The organism is Streptomyces sp. NPDC002324 (assembly GCF_053593335.1).
In genome coordinates this window covers 169734-193790 of record NZ_JBSFCF010000015.1, presented here as the reverse complement: position 1 = coordinate 193790, position 24057 = coordinate 169734, and the positions used below count along the sequence as shown (strand labels likewise).

The 24057-nt window shown below is 70.9% G+C and carries 29 protein-coding genes; 16 read left to right on the top strand and 13 right to left on the bottom strand.

From position 1 onward, the window contains the following. From ACWCRJ_RS21505 to ACWCRJ_RS21495, 3 genes are all read left to right on the top strand, one after another. The coding region (locus tag ACWCRJ_RS21505) for an alpha/beta hydrolase (RefSeq protein ID WP_450940769.1) at positions 1-525 on the top strand (525 nt) is incomplete at its 5' end. Between the two features lie 164 nt (positions 526-689). After that, positions 690-1562, top strand: coding sequence for an alpha/beta fold hydrolase (locus tag ACWCRJ_RS21500; protein WP_450940768.1), 873 nt, complete (start codon positions 690-692; stop codon positions 1560-1562). A gap of 135 nt (positions 1563-1697) precedes the next feature. Continuing rightward, positions 1698-2261 carry a snapalysin family zinc-dependent metalloprotease gene (locus ACWCRJ_RS21495; RefSeq protein ID WP_450940767.1) on the top strand — a complete coding sequence of 188 codons (564 nt, stop codon included), beginning with the start codon at positions 1698-1700 and terminating at the stop codon, positions 2259-2261. Between the two features lie 161 nt (positions 2262-2422). On the opposite strand, the gene ACWCRJ_RS21490 is transcribed toward ACWCRJ_RS21495, so the two are convergent. The 4 genes from ACWCRJ_RS21490 to ACWCRJ_RS21475 form a co-directional block, all read right to left on the bottom strand. Beyond that, positions 2423-2857 carry a hypothetical protein gene (locus ACWCRJ_RS21490; RefSeq protein ID WP_450940766.1) on the bottom strand — a complete coding sequence of 145 codons (435 nt, stop codon included), beginning with the start codon at positions 2855-2857 and terminating at the stop codon, positions 2423-2425. Positions 2858-2905: 48 nt separating this feature from the next. After that, positions 2906-4357 (bottom strand): FG-GAP and VCBS repeat-containing protein, encoded by a 1452-nt coding sequence (locus tag ACWCRJ_RS21485; protein WP_450940765.1) that lies wholly within the window; start codon positions 4355-4357, stop codon positions 2906-2908. Between the two features lie 141 nt (positions 4358-4498). Further along, complete coding sequence (locus ACWCRJ_RS21480; RefSeq protein WP_450940764.1) at positions 4499-6535, bottom strand: hypothetical protein; 2037 nt, start codon at positions 6533-6535, stop codon at positions 4499-4501. Between the two features lie 221 nt (positions 6536-6756). Then, the gene (locus tag ACWCRJ_RS21475) at positions 6757-7296 is read right to left on the bottom strand and encodes a DUF4396 domain-containing protein (protein ID WP_450940763.1); all 540 of its coding nucleotides are present in this window, start codon (positions 7294-7296) and stop codon (positions 6757-6759) included. 213 nt (positions 7297-7509) lie between these two features. Here ACWCRJ_RS21475 and ACWCRJ_RS21470 point away from each other — a divergent pair, with 213 nt between their 5' ends. Then, on the top strand, positions 7510-8208 hold the full coding sequence (locus tag ACWCRJ_RS21470) for a DUF5134 domain-containing protein (protein WP_450940762.1): 699 nt from the start codon (positions 7510-7512) through the stop codon (positions 8206-8208). A gap of 77 nt (positions 8209-8285) precedes the next feature. Here the strand turns inward: ACWCRJ_RS21470 and ACWCRJ_RS21465 are convergent, their stop codons facing one another. The 5 genes from ACWCRJ_RS21465 to ACWCRJ_RS21445 all read right to left on the bottom strand — a co-directional run bounded on the left by ACWCRJ_RS21465 (position 8286) and on the right by ACWCRJ_RS21445 (position 11655). Next, positions 8286-9197 carry a M56 family metallopeptidase gene (locus tag ACWCRJ_RS21465; protein ID WP_450940761.1) on the bottom strand — a complete coding sequence of 304 codons (912 nt, stop codon included), beginning with the start codon at positions 9195-9197 and terminating at the stop codon, positions 8286-8288. Continuing rightward, complete coding sequence (locus ACWCRJ_RS21460) at positions 9194-9562, bottom strand: BlaI/MecI/CopY family transcriptional regulator (RefSeq protein ID WP_046915346.1); 369 nt, start codon at positions 9560-9562, stop codon at positions 9194-9196. The genes ACWCRJ_RS21465 and ACWCRJ_RS21460 overlap by 4 nt, the downstream gene beginning before the upstream one ends. Before the next feature lie 203 nt (positions 9563-9765). Further along, entirely contained in the window at positions 9766-10431 is a 666-nt protein-coding gene (locus tag ACWCRJ_RS21455; RefSeq protein WP_450940760.1) for a DUF305 domain-containing protein, read from the bottom strand. A 95-nt stretch (positions 10432-10526) separates the two neighbouring features. Next, entirely contained in the window at positions 10527-10991 is a 465-nt protein-coding gene (locus ACWCRJ_RS21450; RefSeq protein WP_450940759.1) for a DUF6153 family protein, read from the bottom strand. 157 nt (positions 10992-11148) lie between these two features. Then, a complete protein-coding gene (locus tag ACWCRJ_RS21445) occupies positions 11149-11655 on the bottom strand; it encodes a MarR family winged helix-turn-helix transcriptional regulator (RefSeq protein ID WP_450940758.1) in 507 nt (168 codons plus the stop codon). 99 nt (positions 11656-11754) lie between these two features. Between ACWCRJ_RS21445 and ACWCRJ_RS21440 the strand changes: the two genes are divergently transcribed. Both ACWCRJ_RS21440 and ACWCRJ_RS21435 read left to right on the top strand, forming a co-directional pair. Further along, positions 11755-12510 carry a dienelactone hydrolase family protein gene (locus tag ACWCRJ_RS21440; protein ID WP_450940757.1) on the top strand — a complete coding sequence of 252 codons (756 nt, stop codon included), beginning with the start codon at positions 11755-11757 and terminating at the stop codon, positions 12508-12510. Between the two features lie 128 nt (positions 12511-12638). Further along, positions 12639-13832: a PP2C family protein-serine/threonine phosphatase gene (locus ACWCRJ_RS21435; protein ID WP_450940756.1), complete on the top strand. Its 1194-nt coding sequence runs from the start codon at positions 12639-12641 to the stop codon at positions 13830-13832. A 389-nt stretch (positions 13833-14221) separates the two neighbouring features. Here ACWCRJ_RS21435 and ACWCRJ_RS21430 read toward each other — a convergent pair whose 3' ends face one another. Next, positions 14222-14671, bottom strand: a complete 450-nt coding sequence (locus tag ACWCRJ_RS21430) for an ATP-binding protein (RefSeq protein WP_450940755.1) — start codon at positions 14669-14671, stop codon at positions 14222-14224. A gap of 148 nt (positions 14672-14819) precedes the next feature. Between ACWCRJ_RS21430 and ACWCRJ_RS21425 the strand changes: the two genes are divergently transcribed. Genes ACWCRJ_RS21425 through ACWCRJ_RS21415 form a run of 3 tightly spaced genes read left to right on the top strand, consistent with a single transcriptional unit; the run spans position 14820 to position 17247 of the window. Continuing rightward, positions 14820-15623, top strand: a complete 804-nt coding sequence (locus tag ACWCRJ_RS21425; protein ID WP_450940754.1) for an alpha/beta fold hydrolase — start codon at positions 14820-14822, stop codon at positions 15621-15623. Further along, positions 15623-16912 (top strand): PP2C family protein-serine/threonine phosphatase, encoded by a 1290-nt coding sequence (locus ACWCRJ_RS21420; protein ID WP_450940753.1) that lies wholly within the window; start codon positions 15623-15625, stop codon positions 16910-16912. Before ACWCRJ_RS21425 ends, ACWCRJ_RS21420 begins: the two co-directional genes overlap by 1 nt. Then, positions 16909-17247 (top strand): STAS domain-containing protein, encoded by a 339-nt coding sequence (locus ACWCRJ_RS21415; protein WP_450940752.1) that lies wholly within the window; start codon positions 16909-16911, stop codon positions 17245-17247. Before ACWCRJ_RS21420 ends, ACWCRJ_RS21415 begins: the two co-directional genes overlap by 4 nt. Positions 17248-17362: 115 nt before the next feature. Here the strand turns inward: ACWCRJ_RS21415 and ACWCRJ_RS21410 are convergent, their stop codons facing one another. Continuing rightward, positions 17363-17536 (bottom strand): CsbD family protein, encoded by a 174-nt coding sequence (locus ACWCRJ_RS21410; RefSeq protein WP_078580046.1) that lies wholly within the window; start codon positions 17534-17536, stop codon positions 17363-17365. A 140-nt stretch (positions 17537-17676) separates the two neighbouring features. Between ACWCRJ_RS21410 and ACWCRJ_RS21405 the strand changes: the two genes are divergently transcribed. The 3 genes from ACWCRJ_RS21405 (at position 17677) to ACWCRJ_RS21395 (ending at position 19683) form a co-directional block, all read left to right on the top strand. Continuing rightward, entirely contained in the window at positions 17677-17847 is a 171-nt protein-coding gene (locus tag ACWCRJ_RS21405; protein ID WP_012998553.1) for a hypothetical protein, read from the top strand. A 109-nt stretch (positions 17848-17956) separates the two neighbouring features. Next, entirely contained in the window at positions 17957-19180 is a 1224-nt protein-coding gene (locus ACWCRJ_RS21400; RefSeq protein WP_450940751.1) for a phospholipase D-like domain-containing protein, read from the top strand. A 77-nt stretch (positions 19181-19257) separates the two neighbouring features. Then, complete coding sequence (locus ACWCRJ_RS21395; protein WP_450940750.1) at positions 19258-19683, top strand: DUF6003 family protein; 426 nt, start codon at positions 19258-19260, stop codon at positions 19681-19683. Positions 19684-19789: 106 nt separating this feature from the next. On the opposite strand, the gene ACWCRJ_RS21390 is transcribed toward ACWCRJ_RS21395, so the two are convergent. Both ACWCRJ_RS21390 and ACWCRJ_RS21385 read right to left on the bottom strand, forming a co-directional pair. Then, entirely contained in the window at positions 19790-20353 is a 564-nt protein-coding gene (locus tag ACWCRJ_RS21390) for a S1 RNA-binding domain-containing protein (RefSeq protein ID WP_450940749.1), read from the bottom strand. Between the two features lie 99 nt (positions 20354-20452). Next, on the bottom strand, positions 20453-20968 hold the full coding sequence (locus ACWCRJ_RS21385; protein WP_450940748.1) for a YceI family protein: 516 nt from the start codon (positions 20966-20968) through the stop codon (positions 20453-20455). 121 nt (positions 20969-21089) lie between these two features. Here ACWCRJ_RS21385 and ACWCRJ_RS21380 point away from each other — a divergent pair, with 121 nt between their 5' ends. The 4 genes from ACWCRJ_RS21380 to ACWCRJ_RS21365 all read left to right on the top strand — a co-directional run bounded on the left by ACWCRJ_RS21380 (position 21090) and on the right by ACWCRJ_RS21365 (position 24027). Continuing rightward, positions 21090-21614 (top strand): MarR family winged helix-turn-helix transcriptional regulator, encoded by a 525-nt coding sequence (locus ACWCRJ_RS21380; protein WP_450940747.1) that lies wholly within the window; start codon positions 21090-21092, stop codon positions 21612-21614. Positions 21615-21707: 93 nt separating this feature from the next. Then, positions 21708-21950, top strand: coding sequence for a DUF6411 family protein (locus tag ACWCRJ_RS21375; protein ID WP_450940746.1), 243 nt, complete (start codon positions 21708-21710; stop codon positions 21948-21950). Between the two features lie 61 nt (positions 21951-22011). Then, positions 22012-22968: a polyphosphate kinase 2 gene (gene ppk2, locus ACWCRJ_RS21370; RefSeq protein ID WP_450940745.1), complete on the top strand. Its 957-nt coding sequence runs from the start codon at positions 22012-22014 to the stop codon at positions 22966-22968. 93 nt (positions 22969-23061) lie between these two features. Further along, complete coding sequence (locus tag ACWCRJ_RS21365; protein ID WP_450940744.1) at positions 23062-24027, top strand: YihY/virulence factor BrkB family protein; 966 nt, start codon at positions 23062-23064, stop codon at positions 24025-24027. Positions 24028-24057: the final 30 nt, after the last annotated feature.

The window sequence follows — 24057 nt, the reverse complement described above, 5'->3', positions numbered from 1 at the left end:
GCCGGCCACCAGCTGGACGCCGAGCGCATCGCCGTGGCCGGTGACTCCGTGGGCGGCAACATGACCGCCGCGCTGACCCTGATGGCCAAGGAGCGCGGGGACGTCCCCCTCGTCCACCAGATCCTCTTCTACCCGGTCACGGACGCCTCCTTCGACACCGGCTCCTACCACCAGTTCGCCGAGGGCTACTTCCTGCGCCGCGACGCGATGCGGTGGTTCTGGGACCAGTACACGACCGACGAGCGGCAGCGGGCGGAGATCACGGCGTCCCCGTTGCGCGCCACGACCGAGGAGCTGACCGGTCTGCCGCCGGCGCTGGTCATCACGGGCGAGGCCGACGTGCTGCGCGACGAGGGCGAGGCCTACGCCAACAAGCTGCGCGAGGCCGGGGTGCCGGTCACCGCGGTCCGCTACCAGGGCGTCATCCACGACTTCGTGATGCTCAACGCCCTGCGCGGAACTCACGCCGCGGAAGCCGCGATCCACCAGGCGGTCACCGCGCTGCGTACCGCCTTCACCGCCTGACCCCGAGGGAACGGGCACGCATGGGCCCGGCGGCTTCGGCCGCCTTCGCGGACAGCCACGAAGGCCGCCGGGCGGACGCGTGGTCGTCCCGTGGCGCCGCCGCCCATGCGCTACCGCGCGCTCTTCGACGCGCCCCATCAACGCACCTTTCAAGGAGTTCACCCATGACCCGAATCCCCACCGCCCGGATCGCGCGGCACGGGGGCCGCACCGCCGTGGCCACCGTGACCGTCGTGGCGGCTCTCACGGGGTTCGTGACGCTGTCCGGGACGGCCGGAGCGACGGACTCGGCCTCGGCTTCCGCCTCGGAGGCGGACCGGCCGAGGCCGACGATCGTGCTGGAGCACGGAGCGTTCGCCGACGCGGCCAGCTGGACCGGTGTCGTCAAGCGGCTGACGCGAGCGGGATATCCGGTGGTGGCCGCCGCCAACCCGCTGCGAGGACCGGCGTCCGACGCCGCGTACCTGGGCAGTGTCCTCGACCGCGTCGAGGGACCCGTGGTCCTCGTGGGGCACTCCTACGGCGGCACCGTCATCAGCGAGGCGGCGGTGGGCCGGGAGAAGAAGGTCAAGGCCCTGGTCTACGTCGCCGCGTTCCTCCCGGACCGGGGCGAGACCTCACTGGGGTTGTCGAACAAGTACCCCGGCAGCACGCTCGGCGACGCGGTCGACGCGGTGCCGTACGCCCTGCCGGACGGCGGCCAGGGGCAGGACCTGTACATCAAGTCCGACAAGTTCCGCGGTCAGTTCGCCGCGGACGTCTCCCGTGAGCAGGCGGCGATCATGGCCGCCACACAGCGGCCCATCGCCGCCGCCGCGTTGGAGGAGCCGTCCGTCGGGGCCGCGTGGAAGCGCATCCCGACGTGGTCCCTGATCGCCACGCAGGACTTCAACATCCCGCCGGCCGCGCAGCGATTCATGTCCGAGCGCGCCCACGCCCGTACCGTCGAGGTCAAGGCGTCCCACGCCGTCGCGGTGTCCCACCCTGGCTCGGTCGCCCGCCTCGTCCGCCAGGCGGCCGACGCCACCGCTCGCTGACCCGGTCGGTCGGCCTCCCGGCGGGGAAGTCCCCGGCTTCCCCCTCGGATTGACGGATTCACTCCCGTCACATCGGGGGAAGGGGCAGATAATGTCATGAGCACGACTGCCCCTTCCCCCACAAGGAGGTCGATCATGCACCTACGTACGCTGACCGGTGGCCTGGCCGCGGCTCTGGTCGTGTCCCTGTCCCTGACGGGTGGCCAGGCCGTGGCCGCTCCCGCCGACACGGCCGAAGTCTCCGCGGCCGCCCGTGTCTTCACCTACGACGCCAGTGGCTCGGCGGAGTTCAGAAGCGCGGTCGACCGGGGCGCGGCGATCTGGAACGAGAGTGTCGACACCGTCGAACTGCGGCCGGTCACCGCCGGGCAACGCGCGAACATCCGGGTCCTCGCCGACAACGGCTGGCCGCGTGCCCTGCCCACGACCCTGGGCAACGGGACCGTCTACATCGGCCGCCAGGCCGTCGACCAGGGCTACAACACGATCCGCATCTCGTCCCACGAACTCGGGCACATCCTGGGGCTGCCGGACCGCAAGCCCGGACCGTGTTCGAGCCTGATGTCCGGTTCGACCGCGGGCACCGCGTGTACGAACGCGTATCCGAACGCGGCGGAGAAGGCGGAGGTCGAGGGGAACTTCGGCGGGCTTCTCGCCGGGCGGGCCCCGGCGGCGCGCACCGGGGTGATCGTGGACTGACGCGTGCCGCACCACCGCAACCGAGCGACGCCCGGCGCCCGTTGGCGCCGGCAGACCGAGCCGGACGCCCGCCCTGTGTGACACAGGCGGGCGTCCGGCTCGGGCCTCCCGCAGGGGCAGTGCCTGCCGAGGCCGTCCGGCGAGGCCGACCGGCGGCGCCGCTACGCGACCCAGCAGTACACGTCCAGGCCCTGCCGTCGGCCGCCGCTGACGAGCGCGGCCACGTCACCCACGATCACGCCGGCGGTCTCCGCGTCGATGACCTCGCCGTCCGCCGCCCGCAGCCCGGACCACGCGACGGCGACGTCCCGCAGTGTCTTCGGCCCGGCGTCGGCGAGGGCGGCGGACAGACGTGGCGAGAGGACGAGGACGACACACTCGCTGTCGTCCCGGGCCGCCACGACGCGCGGTTCGCCGGCCTCGACGAGTTCATCGAAGGTGCTGCCGGTGAGCAGGCACTCCCACTCGATCACGGCCTCCTCGGGATCGAAGTTGCCGAAGGACAGCGACTCGTACGCGTCTCGTGGCCCGGCCGGGAACGCGGCACCCGCCGCGGTGTCGTCCGGTGCCAGGAAGAACTCGACGATGGTGCTCATGACGGCATCATCCCCGAGGACCGACGTCGCGGGGCCCTCGGTGGCCGCTCAACGGGCGAACACGTCCGCGAACTTCCGGCCCGCCACCACCGGGTAGCCGAAGTCCGTCGCGTTGAACGAGGTCGCCGACGTGGTCGTCAGACCGGCGGACGCGCCCCGCAGCACCCAGGCCGCCCCGTCGTCGTAGCCGTCCGGCAGGATGTCCTCGCCGTCCGCGCCGATCGCCAGATCGGCCTTGCCGTTGCCGTTGATGTCGCGCAGGCGGAGCGAGGAACCGAAGTGGTCCCCGGCCTCCGCCGCGCCCGGCACCCCCGCCGTGGCCTGGTGGAACGACTGGGCGCCGGCGGTGGTCAGGCCGTTCGGACCGCCCTTGAGGAGCACGACGTTGCCGACGCGACGCTTGCCGTTCACGGTCTCGTTCGGGGCGCCGACCGCGAGGTCCGCGCGGCCGTCGCCGGTCACGTCGCCCAGCGCGAGCGCCGCGCCGAACCTGTCGTAGACCTCGTCGGTGCCCGGGACACCGGGGCTGTCCTGGTGATATGTGCGGCCCTTGTGCGGCAGACCGGACGCCGAGCCGTACCGCACCATGATCGAACCGCCCTCGACACCGGCCTCGTCGGCGGTGACCAGGTCCTCGTACCCGTCGCCGTCGATGTCGCCCGTCGCGACGGCCGCCGAGCGCCACGCGGCGGAGCCGGTCGTCCCGTCGTCGCTGAGGACCCGGTGGGAGGAGCCGATGTCGCCGGGGCCACCGCTCAGCACGCCCACATAGCCGGGCAGCGGGGAGCCGTCCTTGTCGTACTGGCGGCCGTGCAGGATGTATTCGAAGCCGTTGCCGCCGTCCTTGGAGGAGAAGTGGCCGGCCACGATGCCGTCCAACTGGACGCCGTCCGGCAGGAAGTCCACCTCGGGGCCGAACGCGCCGTCCTGGGTGGGCCCGCCGTCGCCGTACCACCAGAACGTGTCGTTGCCGACGACGGTGAGCTGGGGGCTGCCGTCCCCGTCGAGGTCGGCGAAGGCCGCACCCTCGCCGAAGCCGGCCGCCTCGGCGGTCGGCGCGGTCAGCGCCATGCCACCGGAGGTGAACGGCCTCGCGCCGCCCCAGACGATCGTCACCGATCCGCGCGGCTTGCCCGTGACCTCCTCACCGGGCGCGCCGACGATCAGGTCCGCGTAGCCGTCGTGGTTCACGTCGCCGCTGGTGACGTTCTCGCCGAACTTGTCCACGCTCTCCGAGGAGCCGGGCACGCCGGGGGTGTTCTGGGTGACGTTCACGAACCGGGTGTGGCTGATGCCGGCGGCGGAGCCGAAGAGGACGGTGACCGTGCCACCGCTCGCCTTGGGCGTGCCGATGGCGAGGTCGCGGTAGCCGTCGCCGTCGAAGTCGTCCGACAGACCGGAGGGCGCCGCGACGGCCGCGGGCACGCCGAGCCCGGTGACGGCGAGGGCGAGGGCGAGGGCGGCGGTGGCCGTGGCCACGGTCAGGGTGCGTCTGCGCAATGTAATGCCCCCGTCTGAGAATCCGACGCCCGTACGACCCCCTAGGTGCACAAACGGTTGTACGGGGCGGAAGACGAGATGAACGGCGGCGCCCGACCGGTGGGTCGGCCGGGCACCCCCAACGCACGAGCGGGGCCTTGCTCAGCGCACGGTGACCGAGGCCGTGGTCGCCGACCCGTCGGTCCAGCCGTACCTCTTCGCCGTCACCTTCGCGGTGATCTTGTGGCCCTTGTCGGCCTTCGCCGGTACGTACGTGGATCTGGTGGCGCCGGTGATGGTCCGGCCGTCACGCTTCCACACGTATGTGTACGAGGCGGCCGTCGGCGACCAGGTGCCGTGCGCGGCCGTGAGCCTGTAGCCGGTCCTGGCCGTGCCGGTGATCGCGGGAGCCTTCGTGGCCTTGAGGGCGGGGCCGACCGTGACCGTGGCGGCGGCGGAGGTGGAGCGGACCGACCCGGCGTTGTTGGTGACCGCGGCACGGCAGGACACCTTGTGCTTGTAGTCGGCGGCGGTCAGGGTGCGGGTCCTGCCGGTGGCACCGGAGACGACCGTGCCGTCGCGCAGCCAGGACCAGGCGGCCTTGGCGCCGGTACCGGCCCAGGCGGCGTCACAGGTGACCTTGGAGCCCGTACGGACGGTCCCGCTCAGCGTGGCCTTCGAGGTGATCACGGGTTTGGTGAGCAGCGTCTGCCACCGGACCGACACCTGGCTCGTGTAGTCACCGCTGCCCACGGCCTTGCGGGACAGGACGGTGGCCCGGCCGTCGGGACCGGCCGCGACCTCACCGGACAGGGCCTCCGTGCTGGAGACGTCGGGGACTGGCTCGCTGTTGAGGGCCGTCGCCCTGCTCCACGTGCCGTCGGCGCGAACCGCCCACTGGAGATAGTGGTCGTTCCCGTTGTCGATGCTCGGCACCTGCGGCCAGACGACCTGGACCGTTCCGTCGGCACCGATGGAGGCGTCCACGTCCCAGGTGACGTACCCGGTGGACAGCGTCTTGGGCGCGGACCAGGTGCCGGTGCTCGCGGAGCGGGTGACGGACCGTACGACGGGCTCGCCGTCGGCGCTGCTCCAGCCCACCCACACATAGGTGAGGTCGCCGTCGGGCGCGGTGAGCGGGTCGCTGCCGTCGCTGTAGGAGAAGCCCGGGACCGCGGTCTGCACACCGCCCCAGTTCGCGGACGGGGAGGTCCGGGTGACGGACTTGAGGTCGGTGCCGGTCCCTGCGGCGTTGGCGCCGCGCCACAGCACGGTGGTGGCGCCCTTGGCGTCCGACGTCACCTGCACGACACCGTCGGTGAGGCCCACGCCGGGCAGCACGGTTCCCTCGCTCCAGCTACCGCCGGCCGTGGCGCGGGTGGCGGTGTGGACGGTGTGCTGGTTGCCGTCGGCCACCTGGTCGTAGACGTCCCACACGACGGTGGCCGCACCGCCCGGGGTGACGGCGACGGCGAGGTCGTAGACGGACCCGGTGGTGACGGCGGCGAGTGGCTGGGGTGTGGACCAGGTGGTGGCCCCCGGGGCGCGGGTGGCCGTCATGACCTTGTAGTCGTCGAACTCGCCCTGGTCCCATACGGCGGTGAGGGTGCCGTCGGCCGCCGAGGCGAGCCGGGGCAGGCCGAGATAGGTGCCGCTGGGGTACGTGGCGAGGGGGACCGGCTCCGACCAGCTGCCCCCGCTCCAGGTGGCGGCGACGGCGGCCAGGTCGCCGTCCGGGCCCCGGCCCTCCACCCAGGTCACGACGCCCTGCCCGGTGGGTGTCACGGTCAGGACCGCCGGGGAGGTGCTCGCCCGGCCGGTGGCCAGGGTGTGGGAGGCCCCCCAGGTGCTGCTGCCGGCGGCCTTGACAGCGATGTCGTAGTCCCAGTGGGTGCCGTCGGCCGCCCGGTCGCGCCACAGCGCGAACGTGGTGCCGTCGCCGGCCGTCTTGGCGTCGATCAGCGTCTGGCGCCCGTCGGCCCCGGTCAGCGCGGTGGCGGCGCTCCATGGGCCGGCCGCCGTGGCGTAGCCGGCGGCGGCCGCCTCAGTGGCGGGGACCACGGCGCAGACGACGGCCACCGCCGTGCCGAGCGCCAGGGCGACGGCTCTCGGCCGACGCGCGCGGGATGCGTGCGTGTGGGATGCGTGGGTGGTCGTACGTATGTCGGTCGTACGCGGGGCAGGTGTGCTCGGTGCCACGACGGCTCCTGTGTCGGTGGGTGTCGCTGGTGGAACTCGCCGTGGGGGGCAGTCCGTGGTGACGCTACCTGACCTGGTGGAACGTCCGGCTGTCGGGATGGTCTAGGGATGATCAAGGTTTCACCAGGCGTCGACCGGGCGGTCCGAGGGCCGGCTCGGCACGTGTTGGCCGGAGGGGCTGTGGGTGGGGGCGTGAACGACGTCGGTGGCGGGCGGGAACGTCAGTGGTAGGCATGCACGACGGCGTGGCCCTTGCCGCGGCCGATCATCCACTTGTTCACGGGCGTGGTGATCAGGAAGGCGACCGCGAACCCGCCGAGGAGTGCCGACCAGAACAGTCCGTCGTCGAGATGGGCGTCCATCGCTCCCGGGGTGAGAGCGATGATCGCGTTGTCGACCAGCTCCATCACGGCGATCGAGACGGTGTCGGCGGCCAGGGCCACCTTCAGCGCGCTCCTCCAGTCCAGTCCGGCCCGACGCACCGCGAACAGGGTGAACGAGTAGCCGAACACGAACGCGAGCGCGATGGCCAGAGCCATGGTCGGGACATTGCCCCATCTGAGGGCGGTGCCGATGACCATGCCGAGGATCTCGCCGAGAGCGCACCCGGTCAGACAGTGCAGTGTCGCCTTCGCCGCCATGGGCCAGGAGGCGCCGCCGTGTCCCGGCCCAGGGGACGCCCCGTGCGCGGAGTGGTCGTGGTGGTCTGCGCCGGTGCTGTCGTCCTGCCCGGCGCCGTCGTGGTGAGCGCTGTGGTCCATACCCGTTCATCCCCGTTCTCGTCGGTCGGTCTGTGCCTCGGCCAACGACAGCATATACCCCTGGGGGGTATATGCCGAGGATTGCGCGACCGCCCTCTCTCCAGATGTCACGCCTGCCCTGCTGAGTCGGACCCTGGACCAGTACGTACTAAGGAGGTACGTAGTGATCGACGAGCGGTGAGCCGAGATCCGGTACCGCGAAGGGGTGGTGACATGACGGGACATCTTCTTGGCTGGACACTGGCGGCGCTGGGCGCCGGGGTGGCCGTCGGGAACCTCGTCCGCATCCGACTGGTCAGCGGCCGGGCCCGGTTCGAGGCGGGGGCCGAGGTCGTCATGGGCGGCGGCATGGCCGTGATGGCGGCGCCCCCGACGGCGGCCCTCTACGGGACGTACGGCATGTGGTGGGCGGCGGTGTTCGCCGTGCTCGGTCTCGGCGGCGTGGCTCTGTCCTTACGGTACGCCGCCCGGAGCGGGGCGCGGCATCTCGGGCACGCCGCCCATGTGGTGATCGGCAGCGCCGCCATGGTGCTGATGACCCTCGCCGTGCCGGGCGCCACATCGGGCCCCATGCTCGCCCTGGCCGGCTCGTCGGGGCACGGGCACGGCGGCACGGCCGGGACGGAGGGCATGAGCGCCGCCCACGGCGTGACCGAGGCCGCGTCCGGCTCCGCGCTCCTGTGGAGCGTCGCCTTCTGGGCGCTCGCCGCCTACTTCGTGGTCTTCGTGGCTCTGGCCGTACGCGCCCGGATGCGGGACTCGGGCGGACCACCCGCTCCGGCCGCGGCGAAGGCGCGCCACCGTCGAGCCACCCGCGTCCCCGCCCTGTTCTGCGTACCGAACGCGCGGCTGGCCGGCCATGTCGGCATGGGGGGCTCGATGGCGACGATGCTGATGATGATGTCCGCGTGACGGTCGCCGGGTCATGCCGCCTGCACGATCGGGGGCACCCCGAGCCGCTCCCCACCGGAACTTCGTAGGGGAACCCGTCAGCCGGCGCCGAGCGGGCAGGCGACGAGCAGTGGCAACAGAACAACGGCTGCGCTCGCGGTGGCCATGATGCTCCGGAGGGCGGGGTGTGGAGCGGTGCGCGGCCCGAGGATCCGCCGCATCCGGATCAGGACCGTCCGGCCACCCGCCGCGAACGCGCCCTTCGGTGTCCGGGCCGCCGCCATCTCGTACATCGCGGCGGCCAGGGCCTCGTCGGAGTGGGCGCGCAGGGCCCGGTCGTCGGCGACCAGCTCCAGCAGGAGTGCCGTCTGTTCGCGGGCGTGGCGGGCCAGGGGGAGCAGGGGAAAGACCGAGTGGAACGCCGCCGTGCCGGCGAGCGCGAGATGATGGCGCCCGGCGATATGGGCCCGCTCGTGCTCCAGTACGGCCGCGAGCTGCTCCGGCGCCAACTCCCGTACGGCCGCCTCGCTGACCACGATCCTGGGCCGGCGGCCGGGCAGGCAGTAGGCGGCGGGAACGTCGTACGGCAGGACGGTGGCACCCAGCCGGGCGGAGCGGCGGCCCACCAGATCCACCGCCTCCCGGTGCCGGGACCTCGCGTGACGCGCTCGTGCGACCTGGAAGGCGAAACCGCCCGCCAGGACGGTCCCCAGCGCTGCGGGAAGGGCGACGGCGAGACGCCCCGCGGTGTCGGGGTCAGGGCCGCCCGCGCCCATGTCGAACCCGCAGGAATGCAGCAGTCCGAGCAGCCCCACGTGCGGGTGCCGCATGGGCATGAACAGGTGGTAGGCGGTCAGCGCGGACCCGAGCGCGAAGGAGAGGGCGAGGGCGTGCCAGACCGTCAGGGCCAGAGCGGGTGCGCGGTGCGTCCAGCCGGCCCGCAGGAGAAGGTACGGGGCGGCGCAGCCCACGAGCAGCGTGTAGGTGCCGAGGGCGGCAGCCGCGTTCACGACTTCGCCTGCCGCTGTACCGCGCGCAGGGCCTTGCGCAACGCGGCCTGCTCCTCCTCGGTCATGTTCTCGACGAAGTGGACCAGCGCGGCCGGGCGGTCCTTGCTCGCGCCCAGACCGTCCTCCATCAGCGCGGCGGCGTACGCCTCCCGGCTGCGCACCGGCGAGTACAACCAGGCGCGACCTTGCTTGCCCCGCAGCAACCAGCCTTTGTTGTAGAGGATGTTGGTGACGGTCATCACCGTGGTGTAGGCGACCGGGCGGGTCCTGTTGAGATCGTCCACGACCTCGCGCACCGTCGCCGGACGGTTCCATGTCCAGAGACGGTCCATGATCTCCGCCTCCAGTTCCCCCAGCCGCCGCATGCCCCTGACTCCCTTTCGCCGCCGACGCGCGCAGTGAATACGCAAGGGCATAGTAGATGGCTTGGCCGCGCATGGAATCGTGCGTGTGTACGTGACTCCGGGGTGCGGGGTGCGGGGTGCGCGCGTGCGGGTGCGTGGGGGTGGGTGCGCAGGCAGGTCGGAGCGGCGCGAGCCGACCGGAGGAGGCTCGCGCCGCAGGTGCGTCAGAGCCGGTCGAGGATGCCCTTCAGCTGCTCGACCTCGGCGGACTGGCCCTTCACGATGTCACCGGCCATCGCCATGGCGTCGGCGTTCTCACCGTTCCTCTGCTCGTCCCGGGCCATGTCGATGGCGCCGTTGTGGTGCTCGATCATCATCTCGGCGAACATCTTGTCGAACTCGGCGTCCTTCATGCCCTTGAGGTGTTCCATGTCGGAGTCGGCCATCATGCCGTCGCCCTTGCCGCCGCCGTGCTCCATACCGGGCATCGACTCGACGCCGGTCGGCTCGTTCCAGGACTTCAGCCATCCCCGCATCGTCTTGATCTCGGGATCCTGGGCCTTCTCGATCGTCCCGGCGAGGTCCTTGATCTCCGCGTCGGAGGCCCGGTTGTCGGCGAGCCGGGCCATCTCCAGGGCCTGCTCGTGATGCGGGATCATCATCTGCGCGAACGCGACATCGGCCGCGTTGAAGCCGGCGGATCCAGCCCTGTCGGTGGCGGTGGCGGTGGCGGTCGGGGTCGCTGTCGTGGAGGCCTTGCCGCTGCCGTGGTCCATGCCGTTCATGTCGTTGCCACAGGCGCTGAGGAACAGGGCACCGGCTGCGATCATGCCGACTGTGGCGGCGCGTCGGAGGGGCCTGCGGTGCGGGGCGTGTGTGAAGGCGGTCATGTCGATTCACCTCGTGGTGTGGGTTCTCTGGCTGTTCGAGAGCAGGCGAAGCCGCGGGGTCCGCGCGTGCCGCGGGTCCGCGAGAGCGGTTCGGCCTACAGCCGCAGAACTGACAGACGGGTGAGATCGGGTGGACGTGGCGGGTGCTCCTGCCGCGCGGCGGCGGCGACCAGGGCGAGGACGCGGGCCGCCCGTTCCCGGCGGCGCGCGAGGGCCGACCGGACTGGCGCGGTGAGCACCCGGACGCCGAGCAGGACCGCCACACAGAGCGACAGCACGTCCATGGCCATGGAGGGCCCGTGCGAGGACGACGGATTCCGCGCTTCCGTGCCATGGCCGCCCGTGACGCCGCCGACGGCAACCCCCGTCGGATCGTGGCGCGAAGCCGACACGGTCGACATGTCCATCGCGGCCGTACGAGGGGCGGCACTCATGGTGGAGTGCGACGACTCACGGGGATGTCCCATGCCATGCATCGCGAAGACCCCCAGAGCGAGCACGACGACGAGCAGCAGCTGCCCGAGGGCACCTCCCGCGCGCACGCACCTGCTCACCCACATACGGGACTCCTCGACTTCGACGGCGGGTCGACATCTCGCGTTCCGACCGTACCCAGTCGGAGCCGGCCCTGCCGGGGGAGTGGGTGTTTTCTCCTGATCTACTAAGTGGTTTAGTGACCAACCCCACTGCGTGCGGTGCCGACCGCACGACATTGGCTCAGGAGACTCGACTGTCGTGGTGGTCCAGCAAGCGGAGAAGCAGTGCCACGAGTTGGTCGCGTTCGGTCGGGGTCAGTGGCGCGAGCAGTTCGTCGTGCACATCGTCGAGAACCTCGTCGAGGCGGAGCAGGTACCGGCGGCCCCGGGGCGAGATGGTGATGATGTTGCGGCGCCGGTCGCCCGGATCGGGTGCCCGTTCGACGAGGTCTCGCCCGGCGAGTTCGTTGAGTACGCCGACCATGTCGCTGCGGTAGACGCCGGTGCGCTCGCTCAGTGCCGCCTGGCTGGCCGGGCCGATGTCCTGCAGTGAGGCGAGTACGGCGTAGTGCCACTTGCGGGCGTCGACGTGGGCCAGCCCCTCGTTCACCAGCCGGTCCGACCGTACGGACATCTGTGACAGCAGGCGGCTCGCCCGTCGCCTCAGCCTGTCGGGGGTGTGGGTCGCGCTGTGGGGCACGCCGGGGCAGGGACTGTCTCCCGTTCGGTCTCTGGTCACGGCTCCCATGCTATCCGTTGCGTTAGTCCGACTAACGATATACGTTCACCCCGTCCGAGAACGTTGGTGACGCCAACGATCGTCGAGTGAACTCCAGGAAGGAAACCCTTGCCCGTCAGACCGTTGCTGATCCCCACCGCGGACGGCCACGCCGACGCGTTCGCCGTCTTCCCCGACCACGGCGGCCACGGCGGGCGGTACCCGGGGGTGTTGATGTACGCGGACGGCTTCGGCATCCGGCCCGTACTGCGGGAGATGGCCCGCGAGCTGGCCGGGCACGGGTACTACGTACTCGTGCCCAACCTCTTCTACCGACACGGCCCGGCACCGGTGATCGAGCTTCCCGAACACATCGGAGCAGACGCCCGACCTGCGCTCATGGCCCAGCTGATGCCCCTGATCGAGGCACACACCACCGAACGTGTCCTCAGTGACGCCGATTCCTACCTCAGGTTTCTCACCACTCGACCCGAGGTCGGCGCAGGCCCCGTCGCGGTGACCGGCTACTGCATAGGTGGCCTCCTGGCGCTGCACACCGCCTCGGCCCATCCCGGCCGGGTGGCCGCTGTCGCCGGATTCCACTGCCCCGTGGTCGCCGACGGACCCGACGGCCTGCACCGACTCCTCTCCCCACTCACCGCGCGGGTCCATCTCGGCCACGCGGCAACCGACATGACGCCCGAGGCACTCGGTGAACTGGACCGGGCGCTGGACGCCGCAGGTGTCGACCACACCTCCGAGATCTACCCCGGCACGGGCCACGGCTTCACCATGGCCGACACCGACGCCTTCGACCCCGTCGCGCTGCGGCACCACTGGGACCGCCTCCTCCCCCTCCTCGAAGGAACCCTGGCCCACGACTGACGTTCCGGCATGCCCCGGCCCTCCGCCCGGTCATGCCCGGCCCACTGCCCTGACCGGCCAAAATGGACGCATCATGTGATTCTGCGGAGACTCGGGGAAGAAGTTGCGACAGCCGACGGGAGGTTGTCGTGAAGGGTGGAGATCTAGAGCTGGGTGAGTTGTTGGCCGCCGCGGAGGCGGCCCCGCCCGGTGAGTCTGTCGATGTGGTGGCACACGATCTGCAGAAGCGGTTCGGTGCGGAGCGGGTGTCCTTCCTGTTCGTCGACCTCATCGGTCAACGACTGGTACGGCTTGCCGCGGCAGGCGAGGAGACGGTGGACGCCACCGCGCCCATCGCCCTGCAGGGCAGCGTCTACGACAGTGTCCTGCGCAGTCAGCGGCAGCACGTGGAAGCGGACGGTCAGGGCGGACGGCGTGTCATCACGCCGGTCAGCAACCGCGGTGACTGCATCGGCGTCCTGGAGGTGACCTTGCAGTCCGCCGACGACGACGTACTCCAGCAGGTGCGCGACGCGGCGCACGCGCTCGCCTACATCATCGTCACGGACGGCCGCTTCACCGACCTCTACCACCTGGGCAGGCGCACCACCGAGACCAGCCTGGCCGCCGAGATCCAGCACCAGCTGCTTCCCTCGGCCTCCTGCTGCGAGGCGCGGCAGTTCACCCTCGCGGCCGGGCTGATCCCGGCCGACGACATCGGCGGGGACACCTACGACTACACCCTCGACCGTGACACCCTGCACCTGTCCATCACCGACGCCATGGGCCACGACACGAACTCCGCCCTGCTGGCCACGCTGTTGGTCGGCGCGCTCAGACGCGCACGCCGCAGCGGCTGTGACGCTCTCAAGCAGGCCAACCACGCGCACCAGGCCCTGCTGCGCCACAGTCGGGGCCTGGCCACCGGACAACTCCTCTGCGTCGAACTGGAATCAGGCCTGTGTGAACTGGTCAACGCCGGCCACCCCTGGCCACTGCGACTGCGTGACGGCACCGTCGAGGAGGTCCGGCTCGCCGTCAACCTGCCCTTCGGCGTGGCGGCACCCACCCCGTACCACGTCCAGGAACTGCAACTGCGCCCCGGCGACCGCCTCATCCTGCTCACCGACGGAATGCAGGACCGTGGCGCCGCGGCCGCCGATCTGGTGTCGGTCGTGCACGACACCCGCGCGCTGCATCCGCGCGAGGCCGTCCGAAGCCTGACGAGCGCGGTGCTCGACGCCTGCCACGGCAACCTCAAGGACGATGCCACCGTGCTGATACTGGACTGGCACGGCAACCCCGACCGGCCGGCCCCGACCCCACGGGAACCGCGCCGCTGAGTCGCCGATCGGCCGGGGCCTACGGGCCCCACAACGCGTTTCGGCCGCCCCTTGGTGCCGAGGTTCCTGGAGGCGGCCGGGCGGGCCAGGGGGCGGTGGAGCAGGGGGACGCGATGGTGGCGTCTGCGGCCCAGGTGCAGAACAGGCGCATGGGTGCACAGGACGCCGTAGGGACCAGGCATCCACAGGTCCGCACGGATCGTCACGAGCGGCGCGCGTACGGTCGGGGCACGGGCGGCGCGTACGGTCGGTGCACGGGCGGTGCGTGCGGGCGAGGCGTCAGCTCCGCATCAGTGCCGTCACGGCAGCACCGCGACTGCCCCCGCCCTCCGGTCTCGGCCGCGCGGCCGACGCCACCGGGGTCACGGGACCCCGGCATCGGGCGCCGGTCAAGCGGAAGGCGTGCGCAGACGAAGGTGCGCGACGACCTGTTTGCCGGTCTTCAGGGCGACGGTCTGCAGGTGGTCGCACAGCCGGGCGACCAGGAACAGCCCGTGGCCGCCGACGCGGCGGGCGTCGTGTGCGCGCAGTTCCGGCGGGCGAGGGGAGCTGTCGCACACGGTGATGCGCAGCAGCTCGGCGTCGGGCGCCACCTCCAGCGCCAGCCCGCCCGGGCCGGGTGCGTGGCGCAGGGCGTTGGTGACCAGCTCGCTGACGACGAGCTGCGCGTCCTGGCTCGGCCGGTGGCGGGGGTCGTGGCCGGCGCGCGCCAGCAGCGTGCGCACGGCCGTGCGGGCGTCGGCGATCGAGGCGTCCGCCGTGTCCCAGGCGGCGCTGTAGCGCAGGGGCACGGAGGATCCCTCTTCGTCCGTTGTCCGTTCTTCAAGCGGGGTGACCATAGAACTCTTCCCGTGGGTCGTTCCTTGTCGTTCATCACTGGTTGCCGGTATCGCGCTGTTTCGTCTACCCGCTGCAGACCTGTTCATGAGGCACTTGTCTCCATCGGGCACTCACGGGGCACTCCTCGGGACCTGTAAGACTGGCCCGATGGATATCGGCCGCAGGAACAACGTCAGCGTCATCGGCAACCCACAAGGGCGCACGGTGGTGCTGGCGCACGGCTTCGGCTGTGATCAGAACATGTGGCGGCTGACGGTGCCGGCGCTGGTGGACACGTACCGGGTGGTGCTGTTCGACTACGTGGGCTCGGGCCGTGCGGATCCGTCCGCCTTCTCGCAGAGCCGCTACGCCTCGCTCGACGGATACGCCCGGGACGTGGTGGAGGTGTGCGAGGCGTTCGACGTGCGCGACGCGGTGTTCGTGGGCCATTCCGTCAGCGCGATGATCGGTGTACTGGCCGCCGGCATGGCTCCGGAAAGCATCGGGGCGCTCGTGATGGTCGCTCCGTCGCCGCGGTACATCGACGACGACGGCTACCGGGGCGGATTCAGCGCGGAGGACATCGACGAACTGCTGGCGTCACTGGAGTCGAACTACCTGGGCTGGTCGGCGGCGATGGCGCCGGTGATCATGGGCAACGCGGAGCGGCCCGAGCTGGGTGAGGAGCTGACGAACAGCTTCTGCGCCACCGACCCGGACATGGCGCGCGTCTTCGCGCGGACCACGTTCCTGTCGGATTCGAGGGACGACCTGACATCCGTCCGGGTGCCGACGCTGGTGCTGGAATGCACGCAGGACGTCATCGCCCCACGCGAGGTCGGGGCCTTCGTCCACCAGGTGATCCCCGGCTCGACGCTGGTCACCCTGGACGCGACCGGACACTGCCCCCACCTCTGCGCACCGGAGGCCACCAACGAGGCGATCACCGGCTTTCTGGCGGGCCTGCGTTGATGTGCCCGATCGGGCAGCAGCCCGACCCGCGCGGCAGGGGCGACGAGGAATCGACGAACGGGGCGTTCGCCGCGCTGCTGGAGGACAGCGCCGAGGAACTGTACGAGAGCGCGCCGTGCGGTTACCTGTCGACGCTGATGGACGGCACCATCGCGAAGATCAACGCCACACTGCTGGGATGGCTCGGGCTGGAGCGGGAGGCGGTGGTGGGCCGGATGCGGTTCACCGACCTGCTGACCATGGGCGGCAAGCTGTACCACGAGACGCACTTCGCGCCGTTGCTGCGCCTGCAGGGCGAGATCGGTGGCATAGCCCTGGAGATCCGGCAGGGCGACGGCGGACGCATGCCCGTCCTGGTCTCCTCCGCGGTCAAGCGCGGCGGCAGCGGCCAGCCGGTGCTGATCCGCACCACCGTCTTCGACGCCCGGGACCGACGGGCCTACGAGGAGGAACTCCTGCGCGGCAGGAAGGCCGCCGAGGAAGCACGCAAACAGGCGGAGGCCGACCGCGCCCGTCTCCAGGACGCTCTCGCCGTGCTGCAGCAGTCGCTGCTGCCCGCCACCCTGCCGGCCGTGCCCGGGATGGAGACGGCCGCCTACTACCACACCGCCTCGCCCGACCGGCTCGGCGGCGACTTCTACGACGTGTTCCCCGTCGACGGCGAACGCTTCGGATTCTTCCTCGGCGACGTCTGCGGCAAGGGACCCCAGGCCGCCGCGATCACCTCGCTCACCCGCTACACCCTGCGCGCGGCCGCCCTGCACGACCCCGATCCCCTCTCCGCCCTGTCGACCCTCAACCGGGTGCTCCACGAGCGGTACGCCGAGGGTGGCGACCCGCGCTACTGCACGGCCGTCTTCGGGACACTCGAACCCGATCCCGCGGCGGGCGAGGTCGCCGTCCGGCTCGCCTCGGGCGGTCACCCCCCGGCCCTCGTCCTGCGCGCGGACGGGACGGCGGACTTCCTGCCCACCCCGGGCGGGCTCCTCGTCGGTGTCGTGCCCTCCGCGCCCTTCGCCGGCGCCACCACGGTTCTCGCCCCCGGCGACACCCTGTTGCTCTACACCGACGGCATCACCGAGGCCCGCACCGGTGCGGACCGCACCACCCTGTTCGGCGACGAGGCGCTCCTGGCGTTCGCGGCCGACCACGCCGGTCTGCCCCCGCGAGCCGTCGTCGGGGCCCTGACGGACCTGCTTCACGGTTTCGGTGACGGCCTCGATGACGACACCGCCCTCCTCGCCCTCGGCGTTCCCGCCCTCGACCCACACCCGACGAAGCCACGATGAGCCCGCTGAAGATCACTACGCGAAACGCGGCCACCGGTCCCGTCGTGCAGATCAGCGGCGACCTCGACTACACCAGCGCATCCGAACTGCGCGCGCTGCTGAGCACGCTCACCCTGCGACCGGGCCGACGCCTCGTCCTGGACCTGGCCGGCATGGAGTTCTGCGACTCCAGCGGTATCACCGCGTTGCTCGCGGCCCGCAGCCACGCCCTCGCCGCCCGGGCGGACATCGCGCTCGCCGCCGTCCCGCCGCACACGCTGCGGGTGCTGCGCATCGTCGGCCTCGACCAGATCTTTCCGCTCCACCCCGACGGCCACTCCGCCACTCAGCCCTGACCGCGGCGGTGTTCCGCACCGCACACGCGTCCCCCACCGCACACGGTGCCTCGCACACGGTTCGAGGGCCGCCCCGGAAGTCTTCCGGGGCGGCCCTCGAACCGTGTGCGAGGCGTCAGTGCTTGAACGCGTCCTTGGTCTTCTCCTTGGCCTCGCGCGCGTCACCCTTGCTCTGCTGCGCCTGGCCCTCGGCGGCCATGCGGTCGTTGCCGAGCGCGCGCCCCAGAGCCTCCTTGGCCTTGCCCTCGGCCTGCTCGGTCTTCGCCTTGGCCTTTTCGCCGGCACTCATGGAACATGCCTCCTCGTGACGTTCGGAGCCGCTGTCGCGGTAGTGCTGCTAGTGCCCTGGGCAGGCCTTCACAAACAAGGAGATTGTGAGGAATGGAGGCGCATAGGCAGGGCAGACGGAGCCGCAGGAGGTTGATAACTATGGTTCCCCTGCTTCTGGTTCTGCTTCTCGCGGTGATCCTTTTCGGCGCGGGTTTCGCGCTGAAGATTCTGTGGTGGGTCGCCCTCGCCGTGCTGGTGCTGTGGCTGCTGGGCTTCGTCATGCGCTCCACCAACGCGGGTGGTGGCCGCGGCCGCTGGTACCGATGGTGACCTGAGCCACACCACACCCACGCGTGGGGCCCGGCCGTCGTGACGGCCGGGCCCCACGCGTGGGCCCATCGCCCACGTTTCCGCCACATCTTTCGGGTTAAGGGATGTCATGAGCAGTACGCATGAACCGTCCGAGCTGACTCCCCGTGTCCCCGGACAGCCGGACGCACCGTCCGTCGAGCACCGGATCACGCGGATACGCCGACGCCTGGAACGCCTGATAGGGGTCGCCGCGACCGAGGGCAACGCGCTCATCCCGTTGCGCAACGGCGACGAGATCTTCACCGCGATGCTGACCGCGATCCGCCGGGCCGACCACACCGTCGACATGATGACGTTCGTGTACTGGCGGGGAGACATCGCCCGCGAGTTCGCGCAGGCCCTCGCGGAGCGTGCCCGCGCCGGTGTGCGGGTGCGGTTGCTGCTCGACGGGTTCGGCAGCCGGCTCATCGAGGCCGAGCAACTGGAGACGATGGAGCGGGCGGGCGTGCAGGTGGCCTGGTTCCGCAAGCCGTTGTATCTCTCCCCGCTCAAACAGAACCACCGCTGTCACCGCAAGGTCCTCGTCGTGGACGAGGAGATCGCGTTCACCGGCGGGGTGGGCATCGCCCAGGAATGGTGCGGCGACGCGCGCGACGAGAACGAGTGGCGTGACACGCATGTCGAGGTCCGCGGACCCGCGGTGGACGGCGTGGCCGCGGCGTTCGCGCAGAACTGGGCCGAGTGCCACGACGAACTCTTCGACGAACGCGACCGGTTCATCGAGCACCGCCCGCAGGGGAACGCGATCGTGCAGGTGGTGCGCGGCTCGGCCAGCATCGGCTGGCAGGACATGCAGACCCTGATCCGCGTCATGCTGGAATCCGCCGAGAAGCGCTTCCGCCTGGCCACCGCCTATTTCTCGCCGGACGGGTACTTCGTCGAGCTGCTGTGCGCCGCCGCCCGGCGCGGGGTGCTGGTGGAGATCCTGCTGCCGGGCCCCCACACCGACAAGCGCGTCTGCCAGTTGGCGGGCCAGCACCACTACGAGGACCTCATCGCCTGCGGAGTGAAGATCTACCAGTACCAGCCGACGATGATGCACGCCAAGGTCATCACCGTCGACGGCGTCGCCGCGCTGATCGGCTCGACCAACTTCAACCGCCGTTCCCTCGACCACGACGAGGAGATCATGCTCGCCGTCCTCGACGAGGAGTTCACCACCACTCTCGACGCCCACTTCGAGGCGGACATCAAGGTGAGCGAACCGATCCGGGCCGGCCGCTGGAAGAGACGCTCCGTACTGCAGAGAACCCGGGAAATGGCGGTGCAACCCATCCGACGTTTCCTGTGACACCGCCCCGAGCCGGGGTAGAGGGATGCAGATCCGGCTCCGTGGAGGGAGCCGAACCCGTGGAGAGAGAGCCGAGCATGACCGACGACGCCTATCTGTTCCTGCTCGACGACGTGTCCGCGCCGCTCGGCGTGGCCCCCGCCGCCGTCGACGGTCTCGCGTGCATGGAGACTCCGGCGGTACGCGCCTGGCTGGACGCTCAGGAGAGCGCGCCGAACTCCCCTCACCTGCGCCTGCTGCCACCGGAGGAGACGGCCGCCATTCCCGAGGGGGCGGAACGGCTGCCCGTCCCGTTGAGCGACGAGGAACTGAGCCGGGTACGCCACCTGATGACACCCGAACCGCTCGCCCGGGTCGAGGAGGAACTGCTCGCCTACCGCGACAGCGCGGACGGCCGGGACGGTCTGATCGCACGCGCCCTGGCCGCCGGTGTGCCACCGCACCGCATCGTCGAACTGACCGGGGTCGACCCCGCCACGGTGACGGCCGCGGCGAGCGGCTGACGCGCCGGACGCGAGTGCGGGCCGGGTCGTCCGAACGAGGGGCCACGCTCGTACCCGTGGGAGCCCCGGCGGGCTCTCGTGGCGCGCCGACCGAGCCGTACGCGACCTACGAACCCGCTGGGCAGACGTCTTCGACCGACAGGTGTACTCGCCCCGCGTCGACGTCGACGGCGACGATCCGCACCGACACGTCCTGGCCCTCGCGGACGGCATCGGCCATGTCCGCGACCGGCCCGGTGACCGGTACGAGTCCCTCCACACAGTCGGCGATGCGCACGAAGCAGCCGATCGGCGCGATCTTCGTGTCCGTTCCCGCGACGACCTGGCCGACGCGCCCGGCGAACCCGGGAAGAAGGTCCTCGTGCTCGGCCCATTCACGGAGTTCGATGCCCACTTGGTGCTGGTGCTCGGCATGCCAGACCACCTCGCCGGTGACGAGCTGACCGACGGGCGGCAGTTCCAGACACCGGGGCATTCTGTCGATGCGGGCCAGGCCCACGGCTTCGGGGTGGCCGTCGACGGAGAGGAAGGCACCGAAGGGCTGTCTGCCGATGACCTCGCCCGTGACCGGCGTCCCGACAGGCAGGGAACGGACCGTCGCCTTCCAGGCCGCCGCGCCACCGGTCGGCGGGCGCCAACCGTTCTCGGACGGCCAGGAGTACTCGGACATGGGCTGATCATGACACGCGACCGCAGCCTCCGGCGCTCCGCCGACGCCGGGCGCCGGCTCCGCCGACGTCGGGCGCCGCTGCTGAGGGCGGGCGCGCCGTCAGGCGCCGGCTCGGGCGAAGCGGAGTGTCGCCGTGATCGTCGCCTGGCCGCGCATCATGCCCAGTTGGTTCCAGGTGATGCCGAACTGCTCGCGGTCCACGGCGAATTCGGTCTCCAGCGTGAGCCCTTCGGCGGTCGCCTCCGTCAGGCGCGCGGTCAGGGAGCGTGACCTGCTGATGCCGCGCACGGTGAGCTGACCGACGACGTGCACCGTGTCACCGTCCCGGAGCTCGGCGCTGCGGACCGCGAAGGTGATCTCGGGGTGGCGTTCGACGTCGAAGAAGTCGGCGGACCGCAGGTGCTCGTCGCGCTTGGTGTTCCTGGTGTCCAGGGAGGCGGAATCGAAGGCCACGACACCGACCGCGGAGCCGTCGGGCCGGACCTCGCCCTGCCCGCGGACCGTGCCGAAGGCGCCCTTCACGGTGACGAGACCCCACATGGTTCTGTGCTGCACGGAGACGGTCGAGGCGGTGGTGTCGAGCTGCCACAGTCCGGTCTCCACGGCGACGGTCATGGTCTTTCTCCACTCGGTGAGGTCGTCCAAATTTGTATGACTGAAGCTAGCCCGTTATCCGAATTTGGACAACCCTTGTTCTCCATGTTCTTCAAAAATGGACAACAGTTACACTGGGTCCATGGCCGCCCTCGACAATGACCCCTCCCGCCTGCCCGAATGTCCGTCCGCGCGGGGCGACGGGCTGCTGCCCGCCGAGCTGCACGCCTGGATGCTTCTGCTGGCGGCGACGGGTGCCGTGGAGCAGCGGCTGCGCGTGGTCGTGAAGGAGCGGCTCGGGGTCTCGCACGACGAGTTCCTGATCCTCTGCCTGCTGGCCGCGCAGCCCGAGGAGGGGCTGCGGATGACCCGGATCGCGGAACTGCTGGGCCGGCCCAAGACCCGGCTCACCTATCAGATCGCCTGCCTCGGCCATGCCGACCTCGTCACCCGCGAATCGGTGTGCGGTGACAAGCGCGGCATCCAGGTCGCTCTCACCGACAAGGCGCGGCGTCTGCTGAAGGAGGCCTCCGGCCCACTGGGCGAGACCGTCACCGGCGCGCTCGGTCAGTTCATGGGGCCGGCCCAGCGTGAGGCGCTGCGGGGACTGCTGCCGGACCTCGTCCAAGCGCCTTCCGGCGAGCCGTCGGGCCCGGTGCCCGCGTGACCTGACCGGCCCCGGAAGTTCCCCGCCCCCGGTCACATAGGGAGAGGCTGACGGGGAACCCGAATGCTCCCGACCAGTCAAAGGAGAGCATTCGTGATCATTGCGGCGGTTGTTGGAATATGTGTGGTCCTGGCCGTTCTGGCCTTCTTCGTCCCTCGTCTCTCGCAGCACCCCGAGCGCGGCACACAGCGTTCGCTCGGTGCCGGGTCACGGGTCGGCGGCAAGGCGCCCGGCGTCCTGGGCAGGCTGTTCAGCAAGCCGTTCCGGACGAGTTCCCGCGCCGTCGGCCGCAGTGGCTCGGCGGGTCGTCGTACCCGCGGCCGCATGCCGTTCTGATCTCGGCGGTGCCATACCGACCGGTGTCACGGAGTACTCGGGCTCACGCGGGAGTGGTGCGATGAACGCTGAACAGGCCGACAGGCTGCTGGACGGGCTGACGGTGGACACCAGCCGGGAGGAGCGGCCGGTCCTGCTGGACGGGGCCGGCCGGCCGCTGAAGACGTGGCGCGAGAACCACCCCTACGGCCGCAAGGTCGGCCGCCAGGAGTACGAGCGGCGCAAGCGCGTTCTGCAGATCGAGCTGCTCAAGCTCCAGCGGTGGGTCAAGGACGCCGGCGCCCGGGTGATCGTGGTGTGCGAAGGACGCGACGCGGCCGGCAAGGGCGGCACGATCCAACGTCTCACCGAGCGGCTCAACCCGCGTGGCGCCAGGGTGGTGGCCCTGGACAAGCCCACCGAACGGGAGACGGGGCAGTGGTACTTCCAGCGGTACATCGCGCACCTGCCGACGGCCGGGGAGATCGTCTTCTTCGACCGGTCCTGGTACAACCGGGCCGGTGTGGAGCGCGTGATGGGCTACTGCTCGAAGGACCAGTACGAACTGTTCCTCGAACAGTGCCCGGCCTTCGAGCGGATGCTCGTCGACGACGGCTTCCTGCTGTTCAAGTTCTGGTTCTCCGTCTCCCGCGCCGAACAGCGCACCCGTTTCGCCATCCGGCAGGTCGACCCGGTGCGCCAGTGGAAGCTGTCGCCCACGGACGTGGCCTCACTGGACCGGTGGGACGACTACACGGAGGCCAAGGTCGACATGTTCCGGGCCACCGACACCGAGCAGGCCCCCTGGACCGTCGTCAAGAGCAACGACAAACGCCGTGCCCGGCTGGAGACCATGCGCAGTCTGCTGTCGCGCATCGACTACGGCAACAAGGACCCCGAGGCGGTCGGCACCCCCGACCCGCTCGTCGTCGGCGCCGCCAACACCCTTCTGGAACCCGGCGAGGAGGACACGGCCCTGTCGCCGACCCCCCTCTCCCACCGCACCGACGGGCCCGGCAGCCACCCCGAATCCACCTGACGCCGACCGCCTCGGGGGTCGGCGGTACGGTTCTCCCGGCCGCAAGATCACGTTCTCGCCCGGCTGCGGGAACAACGGGAGGAGACGTTCTCGATGGGGACCGTGGTGCACGTCCCGCAGACGCGGGACATGATCGGGGAGGAACTGTCCGGCGACGAGGCGCTCACCGCGCTGCGGCACTACGGAGGCCGTCGGCTGCTCCTGGACGCGTTCGCCCGGTTCCGCTACGCGGACGGCTTCACCAACTCCCGTTCGCTCGCGTTCCAAGTGGTCCTCGGACTGGTGCCGTTCACCATCGCGCTGGTCGGCGTGGCCACCACCGTGCACACGGAGAGCGTGGGACGGATCATCGAACTCACCCTGGGCCAGATCGTGCCGGGCGCGAGCGCGAGCCTGGTCGAGGACGCGCTGGACGGCACCGCGCGCAGCGCCGGTTCCGGCGTCTGGAACGCCGTCGCCATGTGGGTGGGACTGGGCTTCGCCGTCCTCAACCTCGCCTCCGCGATGGGGCAGGTCGAGCGCGGCGCCAACCGCATCTACGGCATCGAACGCGACCGGCCCTTCCTGAGGAAGTACGGGCGGTCCCTGCTCCTCGCCCTCGCGGCGGGCATGCCGATGGTGCTCGGCTTCCTCGTGCTGGTCGCGGGCGACGCCGTCGGGAACGCGGTGGTGCAGGCGCTCGGCTGGCCCGAGAACCGGCTCGACTGGTTGCGTCCCCTCGAAGTGCCGCTGGGCGTGATCCTGGCCTGGGTCGCCTCGGCGGTCATCTTCCGCTGGGCCCCGCGCCGGGACCAACCGGGCTACACCTGGCTCGCGTTCGGCTCGGCGGTCCACCTGGTCCTGTGGATCACGGCCACCTGGCTGCTCGCCCTCTACGTCGCCGAGAGCGGATCGTTCGGCGCCGTGTACGGACCGCTGACGGCGTTCGTCGCCCTGCTGCTGTGGGCCAACCTGACCGGTGTGGCGCTGTTCCTGGGCATCGCCTTCGCCGCTCAGCTCGAAGCGGCCCGGGCCGGCATCACCGAGGCGGTGCGTCCGGACCCGGGGCCGGGGCCGTGACGGGCCCACCCGCCGAACGGGGCATGCGGC

Bases quoted from the DNA above. Each gene is read 5' to 3' on its own strand.
- ACWCRJ_RS21400 (WP_450940751.1), top strand. From the start codon at position 17,957: ATGAGCAGTACGCATGAACCGTCCGAGCTGACTCCCCGTGTCCCCGGA.
- ACWCRJ_RS21450 (WP_450940759.1), bottom strand. From the start codon at position 10,991: ATGTGGGTGAGCAGGTGCGTGCGCGCGGGAGGTGCCCTCGGGCAGCTG.
- ACWCRJ_RS21495 (WP_450940767.1), top strand. From the start codon at position 1,698: ATGCACCTACGTACGCTGACCGGTGGCCTGGCCGCGGCTCTGGTCGTG.
- ACWCRJ_RS21410 (WP_078580046.1), bottom strand. From the start codon at position 17,536: ATGAGTGCCGGCGAAAAGGCCAAGGCGAAGACCGAGCAGGCCGAGGGC.
- ACWCRJ_RS21405 (WP_012998553.1), top strand. From the start codon at position 17,677: ATGGTTCCCCTGCTTCTGGTTCTGCTTCTCGCGGTGATCCTTTTCGGC.
- ACWCRJ_RS21420 (WP_450940753.1), top strand. From the start codon at position 15,623: ATGTGCCCGATCGGGCAGCAGCCCGACCCGCGCGGCAGGGGCGACGAG.
- ACWCRJ_RS21380 (WP_450940747.1), top strand. From the start codon at position 21,090: ATGGCCGCCCTCGACAATGACCCCTCCCGCCTGCCCGAATGTCCGTCC.
- ACWCRJ_RS21365 (WP_450940744.1), top strand. From the start codon at position 23,062: ATGGGGACCGTGGTGCACGTCCCGCAGACGCGGGACATGATCGGGGAG.
- ppk2 (WP_450940745.1), top strand. From the start codon at position 22,012: ATGAACGCTGAACAGGCCGACAGGCTGCTGGACGGGCTGACGGTGGAC.
- ACWCRJ_RS21390 (WP_450940749.1), bottom strand. From the start codon at position 20,353: ATGTCCGAGTACTCCTGGCCGTCCGAGAACGGTTGGCGCCCGCCGACC.
- ACWCRJ_RS21430 (WP_450940755.1), bottom strand. From the start codon at position 14,671: ATGGTCACCCCGCTTGAAGAACGGACAACGGACGAAGAGGGATCCTCC.
- ACWCRJ_RS21470 (WP_450940762.1), top strand. From the start codon at position 7,510: ATGACGGGACATCTTCTTGGCTGGACACTGGCGGCGCTGGGCGCCGGG.
- ACWCRJ_RS21475 (WP_450940763.1), bottom strand. From the start codon at position 7,296: ATGGACCACAGCGCTCACCACGACGGCGCCGGGCAGGACGACAGCACC.
- ACWCRJ_RS21490 (WP_450940766.1), bottom strand. From the start codon at position 2,857: ATGAGCACCATCGTCGAGTTCTTCCTGGCACCGGACGACACCGCGGCG.
- ACWCRJ_RS21455 (WP_450940760.1), bottom strand. From the start codon at position 10,431: ATGACCGCCTTCACACACGCCCCGCACCGCAGGCCCCTCCGACGCGCC.
- ACWCRJ_RS21500 (WP_450940768.1), top strand. From the start codon at position 690: ATGACCCGAATCCCCACCGCCCGGATCGCGCGGCACGGGGGCCGCACC.
- ACWCRJ_RS21445 (WP_450940758.1), bottom strand. From the start codon at position 11,655: ATGGGAGCCGTGACCAGAGACCGAACGGGAGACAGTCCCTGCCCCGGC.
- ACWCRJ_RS21385 (WP_450940748.1), bottom strand. From the start codon at position 20,968: ATGACCGTCGCCGTGGAGACCGGACTGTGGCAGCTCGACACCACCGCC.
- ACWCRJ_RS21415 (WP_450940752.1), top strand. From the start codon at position 16,909: ATGAGCCCGCTGAAGATCACTACGCGAAACGCGGCCACCGGTCCCGTC.
- ACWCRJ_RS21395 (WP_450940750.1), top strand. From the start codon at position 19,258: ATGACCGACGACGCCTATCTGTTCCTGCTCGACGACGTGTCCGCGCCG.
- ACWCRJ_RS21460 (WP_046915346.1), bottom strand. From the start codon at position 9,562: ATGCGGCGGCTGGGGGAACTGGAGGCGGAGATCATGGACCGTCTCTGG.
- ACWCRJ_RS21425 (WP_450940754.1), top strand. From the start codon at position 14,820: ATGGATATCGGCCGCAGGAACAACGTCAGCGTCATCGGCAACCCACAA.